A 15,467-nucleotide genomic window follows, 5' to 3' on the forward strand; every position below is an offset into this window, starting at 1 on the left:
TCGCCCGGCGGTGAAAAAACGTCTTCGGCCTAGTGCGCCCGCTCGATCACGCGCTTGGCCGCGATGGCCTTCTCCTTCCAGCCGTAGCCCGCCTCGTAGACGTGGCGTTTCTTCTCGACGAGGGCTTCCGGCGTGGCCTCCTCGAAGCCGCCACGCTCCCACGCGCCGCTGTCGTGGAGCCACTCGACGACGTTCTCTTTCGTCTCCGCCCAGGAGAGGCCGACCATCTCGTACCACGCGATCATGGCGAAGACAGCGTTGTCGTGACAGCCGGGGACGCTCCCGCGTTCGTAGATAGTCTTGATCGGGTCGCGGGTCGGCACGGACACCGCCTCGCGGTACTCCTCGGCCGGCAGGAGGCGAAGGCGGTCGTTGGCGTCGTCGACGCGGCCGTCGCGCCGGAGGCGGTCGAGGGCCGCCTTCCGGAGGGCGTCCCACTCCTCGACGGCCTCGAGGAGGGCGTCGGCGTCGACGACACCACCCGAGAGCACCGCCACCACGTCGACGTACGCCGCCTCCACCTCGGCCCACGGCGTCCCCTCGAACCGGCAGTCGCCGTCGTGGAGGCTGTTGGTCGTCCGGCACTCCGGACACGAGTAGTCGAACGTCGGCACGACCGGGTCCAGTGCGGGCGCGAACTTAGGTCGTGTGGTCCGGCCCGGTCGCCCACACCGTCGCGCTTATCCACCCCGCTACACAACCGTTCGGCGATGCGTCCCGACCCGCTCTACGCCCGGTATCCCTTCTTCGACGCGGCACGGGAGGCGGTCCAAGCGGCGGACATCTCCCCGCCGCGACTGGTCACCGAGGGCGACCCGGCCGTCGACCGCGCACGCGAACGGGTCGAACGCGCGCTCATGTCGGGCACCGTCACCTCGGAGACGCCCGAGCGCTGGAGCGACCGGGACGAACTCCTCTCGTACCCCATCGCGCGCATCCTCGTCTCGCTGGTCGACGTGCGGGCGGCCGTCGAGAAGTACGCCGAGGCCGAGGCCGCGACCGCGTTCGAGCGCCTGACCGAGGACTTCGACGCCGACGACGGCGCCGCCCTCCGGAGCGTCTCGACGCCCCGGACCGACTTGCCGACCGTACTCGAGGAGTTCGGCCTCGACGACGACGTGACGCGCCTCGACGACGACCGACCGGGCGACCGCTTCCGGGTCGACGTGACCGCATATCTGCGGTTGGCCGACCCGGACTGGGGTGCGGACTGGCGGCTGGTCAACCGCGACCTCGCGGACGGCGAGGTGTCGCTCGACCGCTCGGAACTCCAGCGTCTCCTCCGGGAGGCGGTCCGCCGACGCGTCGCCGAGGGGCTCCCCTTCGAGGTCCGGGGCAGTACCGGTGGCGACGCCATCGCGTCGGCTCTCGACGACGACGTGACGGCGCTCCGCGAGCGACTCTCCGAGCGCGAGCGACTGCCGAGCGTCGAGGTCGTCGCGCCCGAACGGTTCCCGCCCTGTATGCGGGCGATCCTCGACGACGAGGGCGACGGCCTCCCGCCACACACCGCCTTCGCGGTGACGGCGTTTCTCGTCTCGCTCGGCCTCGACACCGACGCGATCGCCGAGAGGTGGCCCGCCCTCGACGACGGCACGCTCTCGTACCGGGTGACGGTCCTCGACGACGGCGGCGCGAGCCAGTACCCCGTCCCCTCGTGTGCGACCATGCAGGCCTTCGGTGACTGTGTCGACCCGGACGAACGGTGTGAGACCATCGACAACCCGCTGCGGTACTACGCGGGCGCGGTCGCCGATGCCGACGCCGATGCCGACGATGACCTCTCTCGGAGCGAAGCGAGCGACTGACGACCGACGGCCGATCGAGACACGGGAGGGCGACTAATCCGAGAGAACGAACCCGACGCCGGCCATCACGAGGACGAACAGCGCGATGCTCCCGACGAGTGCGAGCCCGCCGGTCGAGCCCATGCCGCCGTCGTTGTAGACGGTCCCGACGCCGACGACGTAGGCGACGAAAACGCCCACTGCGGCGACTGAGATGGCTATTTTTCGGACCATCCCCTCTTCGAGTTCCATGTTCGGGAATCCGCCGGCCACGGCAAAAGGGCTTCGATGAAACTCCGCCCCCGATACCGCCGTCTCACCCGCCGAACCCCGTCGAGACGAGGGTTTAGGTGTGTCGAGCACCAAGCGAACGTGGACGCACACTCGGACCGCCGTGCCCGTCCGCCCACCCATGACGCACCCAGAACACACACCCGCGTCACTGCCGGCGACCGCCTCGAAACGAACCTTCCCGCCCGCGGGTCGATCGGGCCGCGCCCGCCGCGCCCGCGTCGAACCGATGGTCGTCCGCCCGCTTCGCGACGGCCGGTACGCCGTCGAGACCGACGGCGAGGACGGCGGCTACGTCGTCGACCTCGACGGCGTCAGTTGCACCTGTCCCGACCACCGTCGACGCGGCGCCCGGTGTAAACACCTCCGTCGGGTGGCCCTCGAAGTGACCGAACGCCTCGTGCCACCACCCGAGGAGCGGACCGCCGTCTGTGCGGTCTGTGGCGGGCGGACGTTCGTCCCCCTCGCGTTTCGCGGGCCGGCACTCTGTGCCCACCACGACCACGACCTCGGAGCCCTCGTCGCCGACCGCGAGACCGGCGACCGCCTCGTCGTCGTCGGCGCGGCGGGTGACCGCGCCGACCGCGCCGAGACCGACGACGGCCGACTCGTCGCCGACTACCCGTCGAACGCCGCGTACGGCGCACACGAACCCGTCTTTCGGGTCGTCTACCTCGACTCGCTGCGCCGGGACGCCCCGGTTCGGCAGTACGCCTTCCCGGCCTCGCGACTGCGGCCGCTCCGCTCCGGCGAGGGTGGGGGCGACGCCGATCCCTCGCCCGCCGCCGACGGGACGGCGCCGCCGACGACCGCCTAGTGCTCGTCGAGGCTCGCCTGTGTCGAGTGGCCGACGAGTTCGTCGAAGTCCGTCCCCTCCGCCAGCGCCGTCTCCTTTTTCACCCGGTAGTTGCCCCCGTCGGTCGTGTAACAGTCGCCGGGGTGGAAGAAGTACCAGTCCTCGCGGTCGAAGCGGACGGCGATCCGGGCGTTCGCGCCGAAGTTGCGGGCGAAGTAGATCAGCGACTCGACCTCCTCGCCGGTGAGGTAGATCGGATCGCCGGCGCTGGATTTCGCCTCGATGGCGTAGAAGGTGTCGCCGTTCCCGGCGAGGACGTCGGGGAGGTCGCGGTCGGTCGCACTACCGCTCGCCGGCGCGCGCATGACGGCGAAGCCCGCGGCGTCGAGTTCGTTGACGAGTTCGCGCTCCCGGCGGTCCCCCTTGCGGTTCGCGGCCATGCCACCGACTCGGCGGCGACGGCTCTTAAGTTGCCGGCCGTGGGGAGTCGGCCCGCCCCGACGCCCAACAAGTTTAACCGCCGAGCCTCGGACCCGACCCGTTGCCGTGTTCCCTGCATCGACGCGTCGACTCCGTGGTGGTGGCTTGGTCGTCGCGGCCGTCGGATTCCTGTTGACCAGATACACCGTTCTCGAATCGCTCCGTCCGGACGCGTCGCTGGTCGTGTTCGTCCTGAGCGATATGCCGGTTCTCGTCGCCGGACTCGGCCTCACCGCGTTCGGCGTCGGTCTCGCGATGAGTTCCCGCGACCCGGAGGAAACGCTCGTCGTCGCGACGTGGTGTCTGCTCGGCACCGCCGCGATGGGTGCGGTGGTCGGCCTGACGTACGCGACGGTGTGGCCGGTCGCGCTCTCGACGGCCGAATCGCGGCTGATCACAAACGCCCTCGTCGGCGGTGCGGTCGGTGGGACGTTCACCGGTATCCGGTCGGCCGGCACCCGACGGCATCGCCGGGACCTCTCCAGACAGACCAACCGCCTTACCGTTCTCAACCGCCTGCTTCGCCACGAGGTGTTGAACAAGGCGAACGTCATCGAGGGGTACGCGTCCATCGGGGCCGAGGCCGACGACGAGGGGACGTCGACCGACCGGTGGGACACCATCCGCCGACACGCCGACGCCATCGACGACACCATCGACGTGGTCGGCCTGCTGACCGAGTCGAGGGAGTCACACCCGGTCGAGCTCCGCCCGCACGTCGAGACCGCCGTCGACGCCGTCCGGACCGAGCACCCCTCTGCGGTCATCGACGTCGACGACCTCCCGGACGGGACGGTTCGGGGGACCGACCACCTCCATCTTTTGTTCGAACACCTGATCGAGAACGCCGTCGTCCACAACGACCGGTCGACCCCGGAGGTTCGGGTGACCGCAGAGACGGACGGCCCGACCGACAGCGTCCGCGTTCGCATCTTCGACGACGGTCCGGGCCTCCCCGCCAAACAGCAACGCGTCGTCGTCGACCGGATGACCCCCGAACACGACGACCCCAGTTCGGGGTTCGGTCTCACGCTCGTCCGACTCGTGCTCGACGACATCGAGGCGGATATCGACGTCGAGACGCCAGTCGCCGACGGCCGCGGGACCGAACTGACCCTCGAGTTCCGCGATCCGGCGGCCTCCGACGGCCGGCTCGGCGTCGCACCGGCCCACCTCAAACGCGGCGCCGCCGCCGGTCTGATCGCGGGTGTCGCCATGGGGCTCCCGACGCAGTTCGTCACCGGGAGGATGGACGTCATCGGGGCGCTGTACGGCGTCGACAACGTCCCAGTCGGCTGGATCACCCACCAGTATCACAGCGTCTTCTTCGCGCTGTTGTTCGTCGTCGCGACCGTGACGTGGCTGCGTGACGACGACTGGTGGACGACGACGCTTCTCGGGGGTGGGTACGGCGTCTTCCTCTGGTTCGTCGCCGCCGGCGTCGTGATGCCCCTGTGGCTCCGGGCGGTCGGCGTTCCGGCACCGGTCCCGAACCTGAACGTTCCCTCCCTCGCCACACATGTCCTCTGGGGAGTCGTCCTCGGCGGCGTCTACGGGTGGCTCCGCCGGCGGTGGCGACGGCGGGTGCGCGACGGCGGCGTGGCCGCGTGAGCGACGCCCGTCAGGTCCCGTGGTCCCACGAGTCCATGTACTCGCGTTGCTCGTCGCTCAGGCCGTCGATGGCGATGCCCTCGGCGTCGAGTTTTACCTCCGCCACCTCGCGGTCCAGTCGGTCCGGCACGTCGTGGACGCCGGCGTCGTAGGCGTCGGGGTTGGCGGCGAGTTCGCGGACACAGACCGCCTGAACGCCGAAGCTCTGGTCCATCACCTCGACGGGGTGGCCCATCGACAGCGGGCCAGCGAGGTTGACCAGTCGCCCCTCCGCGAGCACGTTCACGCGGCGACCGTCCGGGAGTTCGTACTCCTCGACGCCGTCCCGGACCTCGCGGCGGGAGACGGCCATCCCCTCGAGTTGGTCGAGGTTGATCTCCACGTCGAAGTGGCCGGCGTTCGCCAAGAGGACGCCGTCGTCCATCCGCTCGAAGTCCTCGCGGGTGATCACGTCTCGGTTGCCCGTCGTCGTCACGAACACGTCGCCCTCGCTCGCGGCGTCGACCATGGGCATCACGTCGTGACCCTCCATGTGGGCCTCGAGCGCCCGCCTGGGGTCGACCTCCGTGACGATCACGTCGGCGTTCATGCCCGCGGCCTTCTTCGCGACGCCGCGGCCACAGTAGCCGTAGCCCGCGACGACGACCGTCTTGCCCGCGATGGCGAGGTTGGTCGTCATCGCGATGTTGGTGAGTGCGGACTCGCCGGTGCCGTGGACGTTGTCGAACAGCGTCTTCATCGGCGTGTCGTTGACGGCGAACATCGGGTACTCCAGCGCGCCGTCGTCGGCCATCGACCGCAGGCGGTGGACGCCCGTCGTCGTCTCCTCACAGCCACCCTTGAGTTGGGGGATCAGGTCGGGGTGTTCGTCGTGGATGTGGGTCACCATGTCCGCCCCGTCGTCGACGGTGATGGTGGGGTCGACGCCGACGACTGCCTCGATGGCGTCGTAGTACTCGTCGGTGTCGACGCCGTGGGCGGCGTAGGAGGTGACGCCGTCGACGGCGTGGAGCGCCGCGCTCACGTCGTCCTGCGTCGAGAGGGGGTTACAGCCGGTGATAGCGACGTCCGCGCCGCCGACAGCGAGGAGTTCGACCAGGACGGCGGTTTTGGCCTCGACGTGCATCGCCATCGCGATCCGCTCGCCGGCCAGCGGTTCGTCGGCCGCGAAGTCCTCCCGGAGTTCGGCGAGGATGGGCATGTGGGCCTCCGCCCAGTCCATCTTCCGACGTCCCTCGGCGCGTGCGGCCGCGGGGTCGTCGAGACGCTCGTCTATCGTGCGTGTCATACCCCCCGTAGCGGGAGGCGGGGCAAAACGCTACCGTCTCGAACGCCCGAGCGCGCCCGCCGCGTCAGGGGTGGGCGCGCTCGACGGGTTCGAGACCGCTGGTCGGTTCCGGACCACCCGTCTCAGACGTCCGCCCGCGCCAGCAACCCGTCGGCACGCTCCTCGGCCCGCGCCAACACTCGATCCTCGTCCAGCGTCAGCACCTCGCGGTCCCGCATGAGCACGTCGCCGTCACAGACGGTGTGTCGCACGTCGGATCCGCGGGCGGCGTAGGCGAGGTGGCTCACGGGGTCGTGATCGGGGGTCAGGTGTGGTGCGTCCAAGTCGACGACCGCGAGGTCCGCGGCCGCGCCGGGTTCGATCCGTCCGGCGTCGATCCCCAACACGTCGGCACCGCCGGCGGTCGCCATCCGGACCGCGTCGGGGGCTGCGACCGCACTCGCGTCGCCCGCGGCGAGTTTCCCGAGCATGGCCGCGTCCCGCATCTCGTCGAAGGGGTCGAGGTCGTTGTTCGAGGCCGCGCCGTCGGTGCCCAAGCCGACCGTAACGCCGGCGTCGAGCAGGCGCTGGATCGGGGCCATCCCCGACGCGAGTTTCATGTTCGAGGCCGGACAGTGGACGACGCCCGTGCCCGTCTCGGCGAGGAGGTCGATCTCCGCCTCGTCGAGGTGGACGCCGTGAGCGAGGAAATCCGCCTCGTCACAGAGACCCAACTCGCGTGCCCACTCCAGCGGGCGCTTCCCCCACTCCTCGACGACCGGGTCGACCTCGTCGACCGTCTCGTTGGCGTGGTAGTGGACGGGGACGCCGGCGTCGCTCGCCCGCTCCGCCGCCAGCTCCAGCAGGTCGGGCGTGACGGTGGTGAGGCTGTGGGGCATCACCGCCGTCGAGACCCGACCGTCCGCGCTCCCGTCGAGTTCGCGGGCCATCGCGACGCTCTCCTCGATGTCCGCGCGGGCCGCCTCGTCGTCCTTGCCCGCCGAGATGGCGCCGTGGCCGAGGACGGCACGGATCCCCGCCCGTTCGACCACCTCGGCGGTGCGGTCGATCTCGAAGTACATGTCCGCGAAGGCGGTCGTCCCCGACCTGATCATCTCGAGGACGCCGAGCGCAGCGCCGGCCTCGATGTCCGCCGGTTCGAGCGCCGCCTCGACGGGCCAGATGTCCTCCCGGAGCCACCGATCGAGGGGTTTGTCGTCGGCGTGGCCCCGCAGGAGCGTCATCGCGACGTGGGTGTGGGCGTTCACCAGCCCCGGCATCACCAGGCTCCCCTCGGCGTCGAGGTCGTCGTCGCCGCCGAGGTCCGGACCGATCTCGACGATTTCGCCCGCGTCGCGGTCCACCAGTACGTCCGCGTCGACGACGGTCATGTCCGGGCGCAGGACGCGACCGTCGCGGATCGAGAGCGTCGCCATGTCTCCCACTCGCTCCCCGACACGTTAAGCGCCGGGGATCGGCGGAAAGACATTTGCCGATCGCCCCGGAAGCGTGTCGGGAATGCCCTCCCCGACGCGCAGACGTGCCCTCCACGGCGTAGCGGCGGCCCTCGTGGGCGGCGCGCTCGCCGGCTGTTCCGGCGAGTCGTCGTCGACGTCGACTCACCCGGCCAACGCCACGGCCACCGGCAACGTCGCCTTCGATCCCGAGTCGTACAGCCTCCGCAACGCCGGTCACGGGCCGATCCTCTGGTCCGACGAGCGGCCGACGACCGAGCCTGGGACGGACGACGGCGAGGGACAGAGACGCCCCTGGGATCACCACCTGTTCGTCGCCGACGCCGACGACGCGGCCGCCGTCTCCGTCGCCGACGTTGAGGGGGCCGACGGGGCCCGCGAGTTCCTCGACTCGACCGACTACGACGCCGCGACGGTGTACGTCGAACGGGTCGGCATCGGCGAGTGTTACGCACAGGACCTCTGTCGCGTCCGCTGGTCGGCGACGGGGGTAGACACCGACTACGCCCGCTACTACCGCGACGCCGACGTGGCCTGCGAGACGGACGCACGAGACGTCTTGGTGACGCTGATCCGCATCCCCGAAGCCTTCGACCCGAGCGACGTGAACAGCTACGGATCGAGTCGCGGCTCGGGCACCTGTGAGCGGAGCAACGAACACTTCCGACGCCGGCGAAACGAGACCGCCGACGGTGACTCTCGATGACCCGTCTCACTCGCCGCGGTGCGCTCGCCGCTCTCGCCACTCTCGCCGGCTGTGGGGGCGCGAACCCGCTGTCGTCGTCGGACACGACCGAACTCGACGCCGCGGCGCTCCGCGCCGCCGTGGCCGACTCGCCACCCTCGGTCCCCGACCGGCTTCCCGTGGGCGTCGGCTCCGAACACCTCCAAGCGAGCGAGCGGCGTGCTCGGACGCTTCTCGACGCCGTGCCGGCCGACCTCGGTCCCGACGAGATTCCCAACGGGGCGATCCGAGAGGAGGTCCGGCGCGTCCGCGAGGGGGCGGCCGAGCGTGTCGTACGGGCGACCGAGGCGGCGTCGCCGTTCGAGCGGCTGTCGGCGCTCGCCGGCGCTCGGGCCGACGCCCGGTTCGCCGCCGCCGCGTGGCGCGCCATCGACGCGGGGCTGACACACGAGGACGTCGCCGACGAGGCGACGGCCGTCCGCGAGGACCGGCGGGCGCTGTGGGAGCGGTGGTCGTACGTCGGCGGCGACCCAGTCGACGCGGCGCTGGTTCACGCCGCCATCGAGGACCGCCTCGACACCGCCGACCGCATCGCCAACCTCGGGCGGTCGCGCCACTATCGCGCCGGCAATCCACTCGCCGTCGGTGAAGCCGCCGAGGACCTCGAAGACGCCCGCGTCGCCGTCGACGACGCCGCCCACATCTACGACCGACAGACGACCGCGGTCGACGATCCGACCGACCTCCGGCCGCGACTGCTAGCCGCCGCCGAGTCGCTCCGCGAGGCGTTCGACGCCGAGCGCTCGGCTCTCGACCTCGTGGAGCCGGACGCGGACGCCCCCCGACCGTGGGAACCCGAGGGGGTCGACCTCTCGAGAACGCCGGTCGGAGGGGCGCTGGAGGGACTCTACCGGTCGATCCGTCCCGGGGCGCCACGGGATCCACCCGACGGGCAAACCGTCGCTCGGTCGCTGTTGCACCGCCACGAGTCGTTCGCCTCGCTGTGGGCGTTCGAGTCGCTCCGCGCCCGGGTAGCCGACGACAGTGGCGAGGCGTTCGCCGTCGACTCCGCGGACGACGTGGCGACGATCCGGGCCGACGCGGTCGCGGCGCTCCGCGCGGCCGACGCGGAACCGCGGGTGCCCGCGCTGACGCGGGCGGCGCTCGTCGACCTGACGCGGCAGGTTGCGTGGGTCGACGGCGACATCGCCGACCGCGACCGTGACGTCCCGGTTCGGGCCCTCCACCACGAGGTGTCGACCTACCTCGTCGTCGGCGCTCGGGCCCGAGAGGTTCCGCGGGCGAGCGAACGGGTCGCCGAGGCGTTGCGGTCGTAAGGGGATTCGGTCGATTCGAGGGCTCGCGGGCCGCGGACCCGTTCGATTCGAGGTCACAGTTCCCTGCGGTCGCGCTCTCCCGCCCCTGCTCCGCGGTTCGTCCCTCACCGCTCCGCGTCGAGGGCTCGGTCCCTGCGCCCTCGCCGTTCTCGCGGGCCGCCGGCCCGCTCGATCCGAGGTCGCGGTTCCTTGCGGTCACGCGACCTCGCCCCCGAAAAACAGTTCCCCCCTGCCCTCGACAGTCCGACAATGCGCATCGCCGTCCCCAACAAGGGCCGCCTGCACGATCCGTCGATCGACCTGCTCGAACGCGCCGGCCTCCACCTCGAAGGCGGCGCGGACCGGAAACTCTACGCCGACACGGTCGACCCGGACGTGACCGTGCTCTTCGCCCGTGCCGCCGACATCCCGGAGTACGTCGCCGACGGTGCGGCCGCGGTCGGCATCACCGGACTGGATCAGGTCCACGAGTCGGGCCACGACCTGGTCGAACTGCTGGATCTGGAGTTCGGCCGGTGTCGCCTCGTCGTCGCCGCGCCCGAGGACGGCGCTATCGCGTCGGTCGACGACCTCGATGGCGGCACCGTCGCCACCGAGTTCCCGCGGATCACCCGCGACTTCTTCGCCGATCGGGGCGTCGACGCCGACGTGGTCGAGGTGACGGGGGCGACCGAACTCACGCCACACGTCGACATGGCCGACGCCATCGTCGACATCACGTCGACGGGGACGACGCTGCGGGTGAACCGCCTGACCGAAATCGCGGAGGTGTTGTCGAGTTCCGTCCGCCTGTTCGCCCACCCCGACGCCGTCGACGGCGAGAAGGTCCAGCAACTGGTGACGGCCTTCGAGTCGGTTCTCGCGGCCGAGGACAGGCGATACGTGATGTTGAACGTCCCCGAGGACCGCCTCGACGACGTGCGCGACGTGTTGCCGGGGATGGGCGGTCCGACCGTGATGGACGTGGCGGGCACCGACGACGTTGCCGTCCACGCCGTCGTCGAGGAGCGGTCGGTCTTCGGCGTCATCAACGACCTCAAGGCGATGGGGGCGAGCGACGTTCTGGTCACCGAAATCGAGCGGCTGGTGGAGTGATCAGGGCGTCGGCTCCCACCGGTCGGGATCCACGTCGTCCTCCCCGCTCTCGCGGCCCCGCAGGTCGGGGGTCGTCACCGCGAGCGAGACCTCCAGCCGTCCGGTTTGCCACCGCACCCAGGCGACGATGGCGGCGGTGCCGAGTACCATCGCACACACCCCGAGCAGTCCGGCTTCGGGGCCGAACGCGCCCCCAGTGACCCACCGCGGGCCCGTCACCTCGACGGCGATCAGGCTCACGTCGACCCCGAGCCCCGAGACGGGGAAGCCGTACACCCCGCCTTGGAACAGGTTCCACGTCGTGTGGGGGCCGATGGGGACCGCGAGTTCCCCCGTCAGCACGTAGCCCGCGGCCAGCATCCCGCCGGCGAGGACGATTGAAACCGTCGAGAGGAGCGTGGCGTTCGGGTTGTTGGCGTGTGCGACGCCGAACAGAATCGAGGAGAGGCCGACCGCACCGGCGACGGCCCCGCGCTCGCCGACACAGCCGACGAGTCCCTCGGCGGCGTTCGTCAGGAGATACCCCGGATCAGCAGTTCCTCGTACACGCCGACGACGACGAAGGTGGCGACGAGGCCGAGAACGCGGACGGCGACGCCGGCAGTCGGGCGAGCACTCCCCGTCACGCGGATCCAGTCGGCGGCGACACCGACGGCGAACACCAGCGTGATTGACTTCCTCCCACGACTGAAGTCGTGGGCTCTCTCCTCGTCTCTCTGTAGGGCCGCACCGAGGGCGAGGCCGAACCCGCAGTCGACCCACCACCGTCGGTCAAACCGGAGGCCGAAGTCCCGCAGGTGGCGGCGGTCGACGTACCGCCCGGCGATCAGTATCGACAGCGTGACCGTCCCGCCCGCGAGTGCGACGCTCGTGACGGCGCTTGCGGCCGACGCGACTGTCTCGCCGACGACGGCCGCGAGGCGTGCACGGAGCCCCGTCCCGACGCTCGCCCCGGCACTCGTCCCCGTGGCGAGGAGGGCCGTCACGACGATCAGGAGGGCGACCCGGAACGGGGCGAGGGGTCGGCGCTCGGCGTCGTTCCACACGAGGGCGCGGGGGTCCATGGCCGGCAGGTGTACGGGGGCGGTAATAGGGGTTGGGTCCCCCACGGGGACGAGTATAAGTCACCGTGGACCCAACGCCGGGCGATGCACAGGCGTGCGCTCCTTCGAGGGACGGCCGCGGCGGTCGCTGTGGCGACGAGCGGCCTCGCCGGTTGTTCGGAGTCCGACCCGTCGGCGACGGCGACGGACACGACGACCCCGACGGACACGACGACCCCGACGGCAACCGCGACTCCGACTCCGACTCCGACGCCCGGCGACCGGTCGCTCCAGCCCTACCCTTCGTGGTTGATCGCCCCGACGGAGCCGACGCCACACACCTACGAGTTCACGCACCTGTCGCTGGCTGCCGTCCGCGCCGACGCCGACCCGACCTTCGCCGAGCAACTCGACACCTACTGGGAGCAGCGTGCCGAGTCGTACTTCGGTGTCGCGGTGCCCGTAGACGACATCGACGCCGTCCTCACCGTGAACCACTCGACGGTCGCCAACGAGTCGTTTCGCGTTCTCGGCGGCGAATTCGACCCCGGCGCGTTGCGGCCCGCGCTCCGCGACGCCGGCTTCGAGGCCGACGGTCGAGTCGACGACTTCCAACGGTTCGTCCGCACCATGGAGGGGCGCACCCGCGCCTTCGGCCTCCACCCGGACGTGATCGTCACGATCGGTGCGAGCGAGGGAGCGACCGACCCGCTGGCGTCGGCGGTCGAGCAACACGCGGCCGGCGATCACCGCACTGGCACCGACGAGGGGTTGGCGACGCTGATCGACCACTTCGGCGATGCCGACTACCTCACCGGCCGCGAACTCGAAGCCGACATCGACGAGGACTTCCCGCTGAACGCGGCGGTGGCAACCGGTCGTCGGCTGGACGTCCGGGGCGAGACGACCTGGTCCGAGCGGACCTACGTATTCGACCCGGCGGCGACGGTCGACCGCGAAGGGATCGAGGAGGGGATCCGACGACGACACGTCGGCCAGCCGATCGAGGAGTACAGCCGCGACGGACGGATCGTCACCGTCGCCGGCGAAGTGGAGAACTCGCTGATCCGCCTGCTGTAAACCGGAGGCCGGAAGGCCCTCACCCCCGAGGATCGAAGCCGCGCCATGCACACCAGACGGACCGTCGTCGGCGGAAGCGGAACGGAATTGACGGTCGGACTGGCCGGCTGTGGGGCGCTCGCCTCGCCGGAGCCGAGCGTCACCGAGACGGAGGTCGACGGCGGACTCGACACGCTGATCGGCGAGACGGAGGTGTACGTCGTCGTCCGGAACGACGGCGCGGCCGGTGACGTGGACGTGACGCTGGAACTGCTCGACGAGGACGGGGTCGTCCTCTACGAGGACAGCCAAACGGTGGCGTTCGAGGCCGACGAGAGCAAACGCGTGACGTTCTCGGTCGACGTGCCGGAGGAGACCGAGGAGGTCACGGCGACGGCGAGTGCGGCGTAAGGTGGGGTTGGCTCAGTAATCGAACACGCCTCGCTGTCGCTCGGCGGTTCTCATGGGCTCGGGCGGAGTCGAACCACCGATCTCGGCCTTGTAAAGGCCGCGTCATAACCAACTAGACCACGAGCCCTCGTCGCAAACACCGTCCCCCGGCGGAATAACGGTTTCTGTCTCGGATCGCGAAACGCTTACGCCCGCCGCAGCCGACCTCCCACCAGACAATGCACCGCCGAACCGTCGCCGCACTCGCCCTCGCCCTCGTCGCCGTCCTCGGTGGCTGTGCCGGGTTCGGGACGGTGCCGGACGGGAGCGCCACCGAAACGCCCACGCCCGGCGGAGACGGGACGCCCGCGGCCGACGACGCGACGCCGACGCCGACGCCGACGCCGACCACCCCGGTCTCGACCCCCGGCAGCGACTACGAGACGACGACCGTCGACCTCGTCGACGAGGACGGGACACGGCTGGCGGCGGTCGACGTCTGGATCGCGGACTCGTGGCCGAAACGATACACGGGACTGAGCGACACGACCGCGCTCGAAGACGGACAGGGGATGCTGTTCGTCCACGACCAGGAGGGGACCCACGGCTACGTGATGCGGGAGATGGCCTTCCCGCTGGATATGGTGTTCGTCGCCGGGAACGGCACGATCACGACGATTCACCACGCGCCGGTGGAGTCGGACGGCGACCTCACGCAGTACTCGGGGCGCGCGAAGTACGTCCTCGAAGTGCCGATGGGGTACACGAACGAGACGGGCGTCGAGGTGGGCGACCGGGTCGTGATCGAGGACGCGTGACCGAAAGAGCCACCGGCGGCAGGCACCACGCGTTCGCATGAGCGACGACGCACGGAGCGAACTCGAGGCACTGACCGAGCGCGAGGGGTGGCGAGTCGAGGGGTTCGCCGCCCGGGTCCACTACCGTGGCGAGGGCGACCGGTACGCGGTCGAGTACTACGCTCCGAGCGACTGCGTCCTCTACTGGAAGGTGAAAGGCGACGGCGAGACGGCGGTTCCAGTGGGCCGGGGGACGGTGCCCGACCCCCTCCGAGAGCGGGTGCGGATCGACCTCGACGCGGCGGGAATCGACCCGACGATCGAGGGGCGGTCGCTATAGGTCCGCAACCAAGTCGTCGACGAGTCGATCGATCTCCTCGATCTCCTCGGTCTGGTCGTCGACCTCGTCGGCGATCTCCTCGGTCTCGTCGACGATGCGTTCGGCGTCGTCGGTGACGTTCTCGGTCATGCTGGCGATCTCCTCGTGGCTCGCGGCCTGTTCGTCCGTCGCCTCCGCCACCTCGTCGATGCCGTCGCTCACCTCCGAGACCGACGAATCGATGTCGTCGAGGATGTCGAGGGCGTTGTCGGCCGCGTCGACACCCTCGTCGACGGCGTGGCGCGTCTCGTCCAGACTCTCGGCGGCGGTCGACGTGGACTGCCTGATCCCCTCGACCCGGCGTTCGATGTCGGCGGCGTGGTTCTGGGAGTCCTCGGCGAGGGCCTTGACCTCGTCGGCGACGACGGCGAACCCCTCGCCGGCCTCGTCCGCCCGGGCTGCCTCGATATTGGCGTTCAGCGCCAGCAGGTTCGTCTGGTCCGCGATGTCGTTGATGATCTCGACGACCTCGTCGATCTCCGCGACGGCCTCCTCGACAGCGCGGACGTCCTCGACGACGTTCTCGGTCGCTTCCTGGATCTGTTCCATGGCGGTCGCGACGCTCCGGACCGACTCGTGACCCTCGCTCGTGAGGTCGGTCGCCCGTTCGCTCGCCGTCGCCACCTGTTCCGCCGACGACGCCACCTGCTCGACCGCGGCACTCAGGTTCGATATCTCGCTCGCGACCTCCGTCATGCGCTCGTACTGCTCGGTCGTGTGGTCCGTGATATCGCGGGTCCGTCCGGCGATGTCCTCGGAACTCTCCTGGAGTTCGGCGAGTGAGGTCTGGATCTCGCTGGCCGCCTGGTGGCCGTATCCGGACTGCCTGTCGATCTCTTGTTCGATCTCGCCATCGATCTGCTCGTCGAGGGACGCATCGAGGTCGGTGGCGTGTTCCGACATGCTCACCGGTCGTCGGGGATTTCAAAAAAGCCGACGGGGTAGTTATTCACAGTGATATTCGGGGACTCCGGC

General features: G+C 70.3%; 18 protein-coding genes and 1 tRNA gene. 10 read left to right on the forward strand and 9 right to left on the reverse strand.

Translation table 11 applies throughout. The features are described 5' to 3' along the window. Positions 1-29 precede the first annotated feature (29 nt). A complete protein-coding gene (locus tag NBT81_RS16925) occupies positions 30-614 on the reverse strand; it encodes a DUF7474 family protein (protein WP_338740077.1) in 585 nt (194 codons plus the stop codon). Between the two features lie 96 nt (positions 615-710). Between NBT81_RS16925 and NBT81_RS16930 the strand changes: the two genes are divergently transcribed. Beyond that, on the forward strand, positions 711-1,808 hold the full coding sequence (locus tag NBT81_RS16930; protein ID WP_338740078.1) for a DNA primase: 1,098 nt from the start codon (positions 711-713) through the stop codon (positions 1,806-1,808). A gap of 33 nt (positions 1,809-1,841) precedes the next feature. On the opposite strand, the gene NBT81_RS16935 is transcribed toward NBT81_RS16930, so the two are convergent. Then, positions 1,842-2,039, reverse strand: coding sequence for a DUF7472 family protein (locus tag NBT81_RS16935; protein WP_338740079.1), 198 nt, complete (start codon positions 2,037-2,039; stop codon positions 1,842-1,844). Between the two features lie 160 nt (positions 2,040-2,199). Between NBT81_RS16935 and NBT81_RS16940 the strand changes: the two genes are divergently transcribed. After that, the gene (locus NBT81_RS16940) at positions 2,200-2,895 is read left to right on the forward strand and encodes an SWIM zinc finger family protein (RefSeq protein ID WP_425498695.1); all 696 of its coding nucleotides are present in this window, start codon (positions 2,200-2,202) and stop codon (positions 2,893-2,895) included. On the opposite strand, the gene hjc is transcribed toward NBT81_RS16940, so the two are convergent. Then, entirely contained in the window at positions 2,892-3,314 is a 423-nt protein-coding gene (gene hjc, locus NBT81_RS16945; protein ID WP_338740080.1) for a Holliday junction resolvase Hjc, read from the reverse strand. The genes NBT81_RS16940 and hjc overlap by 4 nt on opposite strands. Before the next feature lie 106 nt (positions 3,315-3,420). Between hjc and NBT81_RS16950 the strand changes: the two genes are divergently transcribed. After that, entirely contained in the window at positions 3,421-4,965 is a 1,545-nt protein-coding gene (locus NBT81_RS16950) for an ATP-binding protein (protein ID WP_338740081.1), read from the forward strand. A 10-nt stretch (positions 4,966-4,975) separates the two neighbouring features. Here the strand turns inward: NBT81_RS16950 and NBT81_RS16955 are convergent, their stop codons facing one another. Beyond that, positions 4,976-6,253, reverse strand: a complete 1,278-nt coding sequence (locus NBT81_RS16955; RefSeq protein ID WP_338740082.1) for an adenosylhomocysteinase — start codon at positions 6,251-6,253, stop codon at positions 4,976-4,978. Between the two features lie 122 nt (positions 6,254-6,375). Further along, positions 6,376-7,668 (reverse strand): amidohydrolase, encoded by a 1,293-nt coding sequence (locus NBT81_RS16960; RefSeq protein WP_338740084.1) that lies wholly within the window; start codon positions 7,666-7,668, stop codon positions 6,376-6,378. Between the two features lie 82 nt (positions 7,669-7,750). On the opposite strand from NBT81_RS16960, the gene NBT81_RS16965 reads away from it, so the two are divergent. From NBT81_RS16965 to hisG, 3 genes are all read left to right on the forward strand, one after another. Further along, positions 7,751-8,413 (forward strand): hypothetical protein, encoded by a 663-nt coding sequence (locus NBT81_RS16965; RefSeq protein ID WP_338740085.1) that lies wholly within the window; start codon positions 7,751-7,753, stop codon positions 8,411-8,413. Then, entirely contained in the window at positions 8,410-9,729 is a 1,320-nt protein-coding gene (locus tag NBT81_RS16970) for a hypothetical protein (RefSeq protein ID WP_338740086.1), read from the forward strand. The genes NBT81_RS16965 and NBT81_RS16970 overlap by 4 nt, the downstream gene beginning before the upstream one ends. A gap of 249 nt (positions 9,730-9,978) precedes the next feature. Beyond that, the gene (hisG, locus tag NBT81_RS16975) at positions 9,979-10,824 is read left to right on the forward strand and encodes an ATP phosphoribosyltransferase (protein ID WP_338742588.1); all 846 of its coding nucleotides are present in this window, start codon (positions 9,979-9,981) and stop codon (positions 10,822-10,824) included. Here the strand turns inward: hisG and NBT81_RS16980 are convergent, their stop codons facing one another. Next, positions 10,825-11,340 (reverse strand): CPBP family intramembrane glutamic endopeptidase, encoded by a 516-nt coding sequence (locus tag NBT81_RS16980; RefSeq protein ID WP_338742589.1) that lies wholly within the window; start codon positions 11,338-11,340, stop codon positions 10,825-10,827. Continuing rightward, positions 11,337-11,888 carry a hypothetical protein gene (locus tag NBT81_RS16985; RefSeq protein WP_338740087.1) on the reverse strand — a complete coding sequence of 184 codons (552 nt, stop codon included), beginning with the start codon at positions 11,886-11,888 and terminating at the stop codon, positions 11,337-11,339. The genes NBT81_RS16980 and NBT81_RS16985 overlap by 4 nt, the downstream gene beginning before the upstream one ends. Positions 11,889-11,972: 84 nt before the next feature. On the opposite strand from NBT81_RS16985, the gene NBT81_RS16990 reads away from it, so the two are divergent. Together NBT81_RS16990 and NBT81_RS16995 are read left to right on the forward strand one after the other, a co-directional pair. After that, on the forward strand, positions 11,973-12,947 hold the full coding sequence (locus NBT81_RS16990; RefSeq protein ID WP_338740089.1) for a hypothetical protein: 975 nt from the start codon (positions 11,973-11,975) through the stop codon (positions 12,945-12,947). 45 nt (positions 12,948-12,992) lie between these two features. Next, positions 12,993-13,337, forward strand: a complete 345-nt coding sequence (locus NBT81_RS16995; RefSeq protein ID WP_338740091.1) for a hypothetical protein — start codon at positions 12,993-12,995, stop codon at positions 13,335-13,337. 53 nt (positions 13,338-13,390) lie between these two features. On the opposite strand, the gene NBT81_RS17000 is transcribed toward NBT81_RS16995, so the two are convergent. Continuing rightward, a tRNA-Val gene (locus tag NBT81_RS17000) sits at positions 13,391-13,464 on the reverse strand. Positions 13,465-13,555: 91 nt separating this feature from the next. Between NBT81_RS17000 and NBT81_RS17005 the strand changes: the two genes are divergently transcribed. Beyond that, positions 13,556-14,134 (forward strand): DUF192 domain-containing protein, encoded by a 579-nt coding sequence (locus NBT81_RS17005; protein ID WP_338740092.1) that lies wholly within the window; start codon positions 13,556-13,558, stop codon positions 14,132-14,134. 37 nt (positions 14,135-14,171) lie between these two features. Next, positions 14,172-14,453 carry a DUF7538 family protein gene (locus NBT81_RS17010; RefSeq protein WP_338740093.1) on the forward strand — a complete coding sequence of 94 codons (282 nt, stop codon included), beginning with the start codon at positions 14,172-14,174 and terminating at the stop codon, positions 14,451-14,453. Here the strand turns inward: NBT81_RS17010 and NBT81_RS17015 are convergent. Then, a complete protein-coding gene (locus NBT81_RS17015) occupies positions 14,448-15,395 on the reverse strand; it encodes a methyl-accepting chemotaxis protein (protein ID WP_338740094.1) in 948 nt (315 codons plus the stop codon). The two genes, NBT81_RS17010 and NBT81_RS17015, sit on opposite strands and share 6 nt — an antisense overlap. Positions 15,396-15,467: the final 72 nt, after the last annotated feature.

The organism is Haloplanus sp. CK5-1, from assembly GCF_037201915.1.
Taxonomy (GTDB): domain Archaea; phylum Halobacteriota; class Halobacteria; order Halobacteriales; family Haloferacaceae; genus Haloplanus; species Haloplanus salilacus.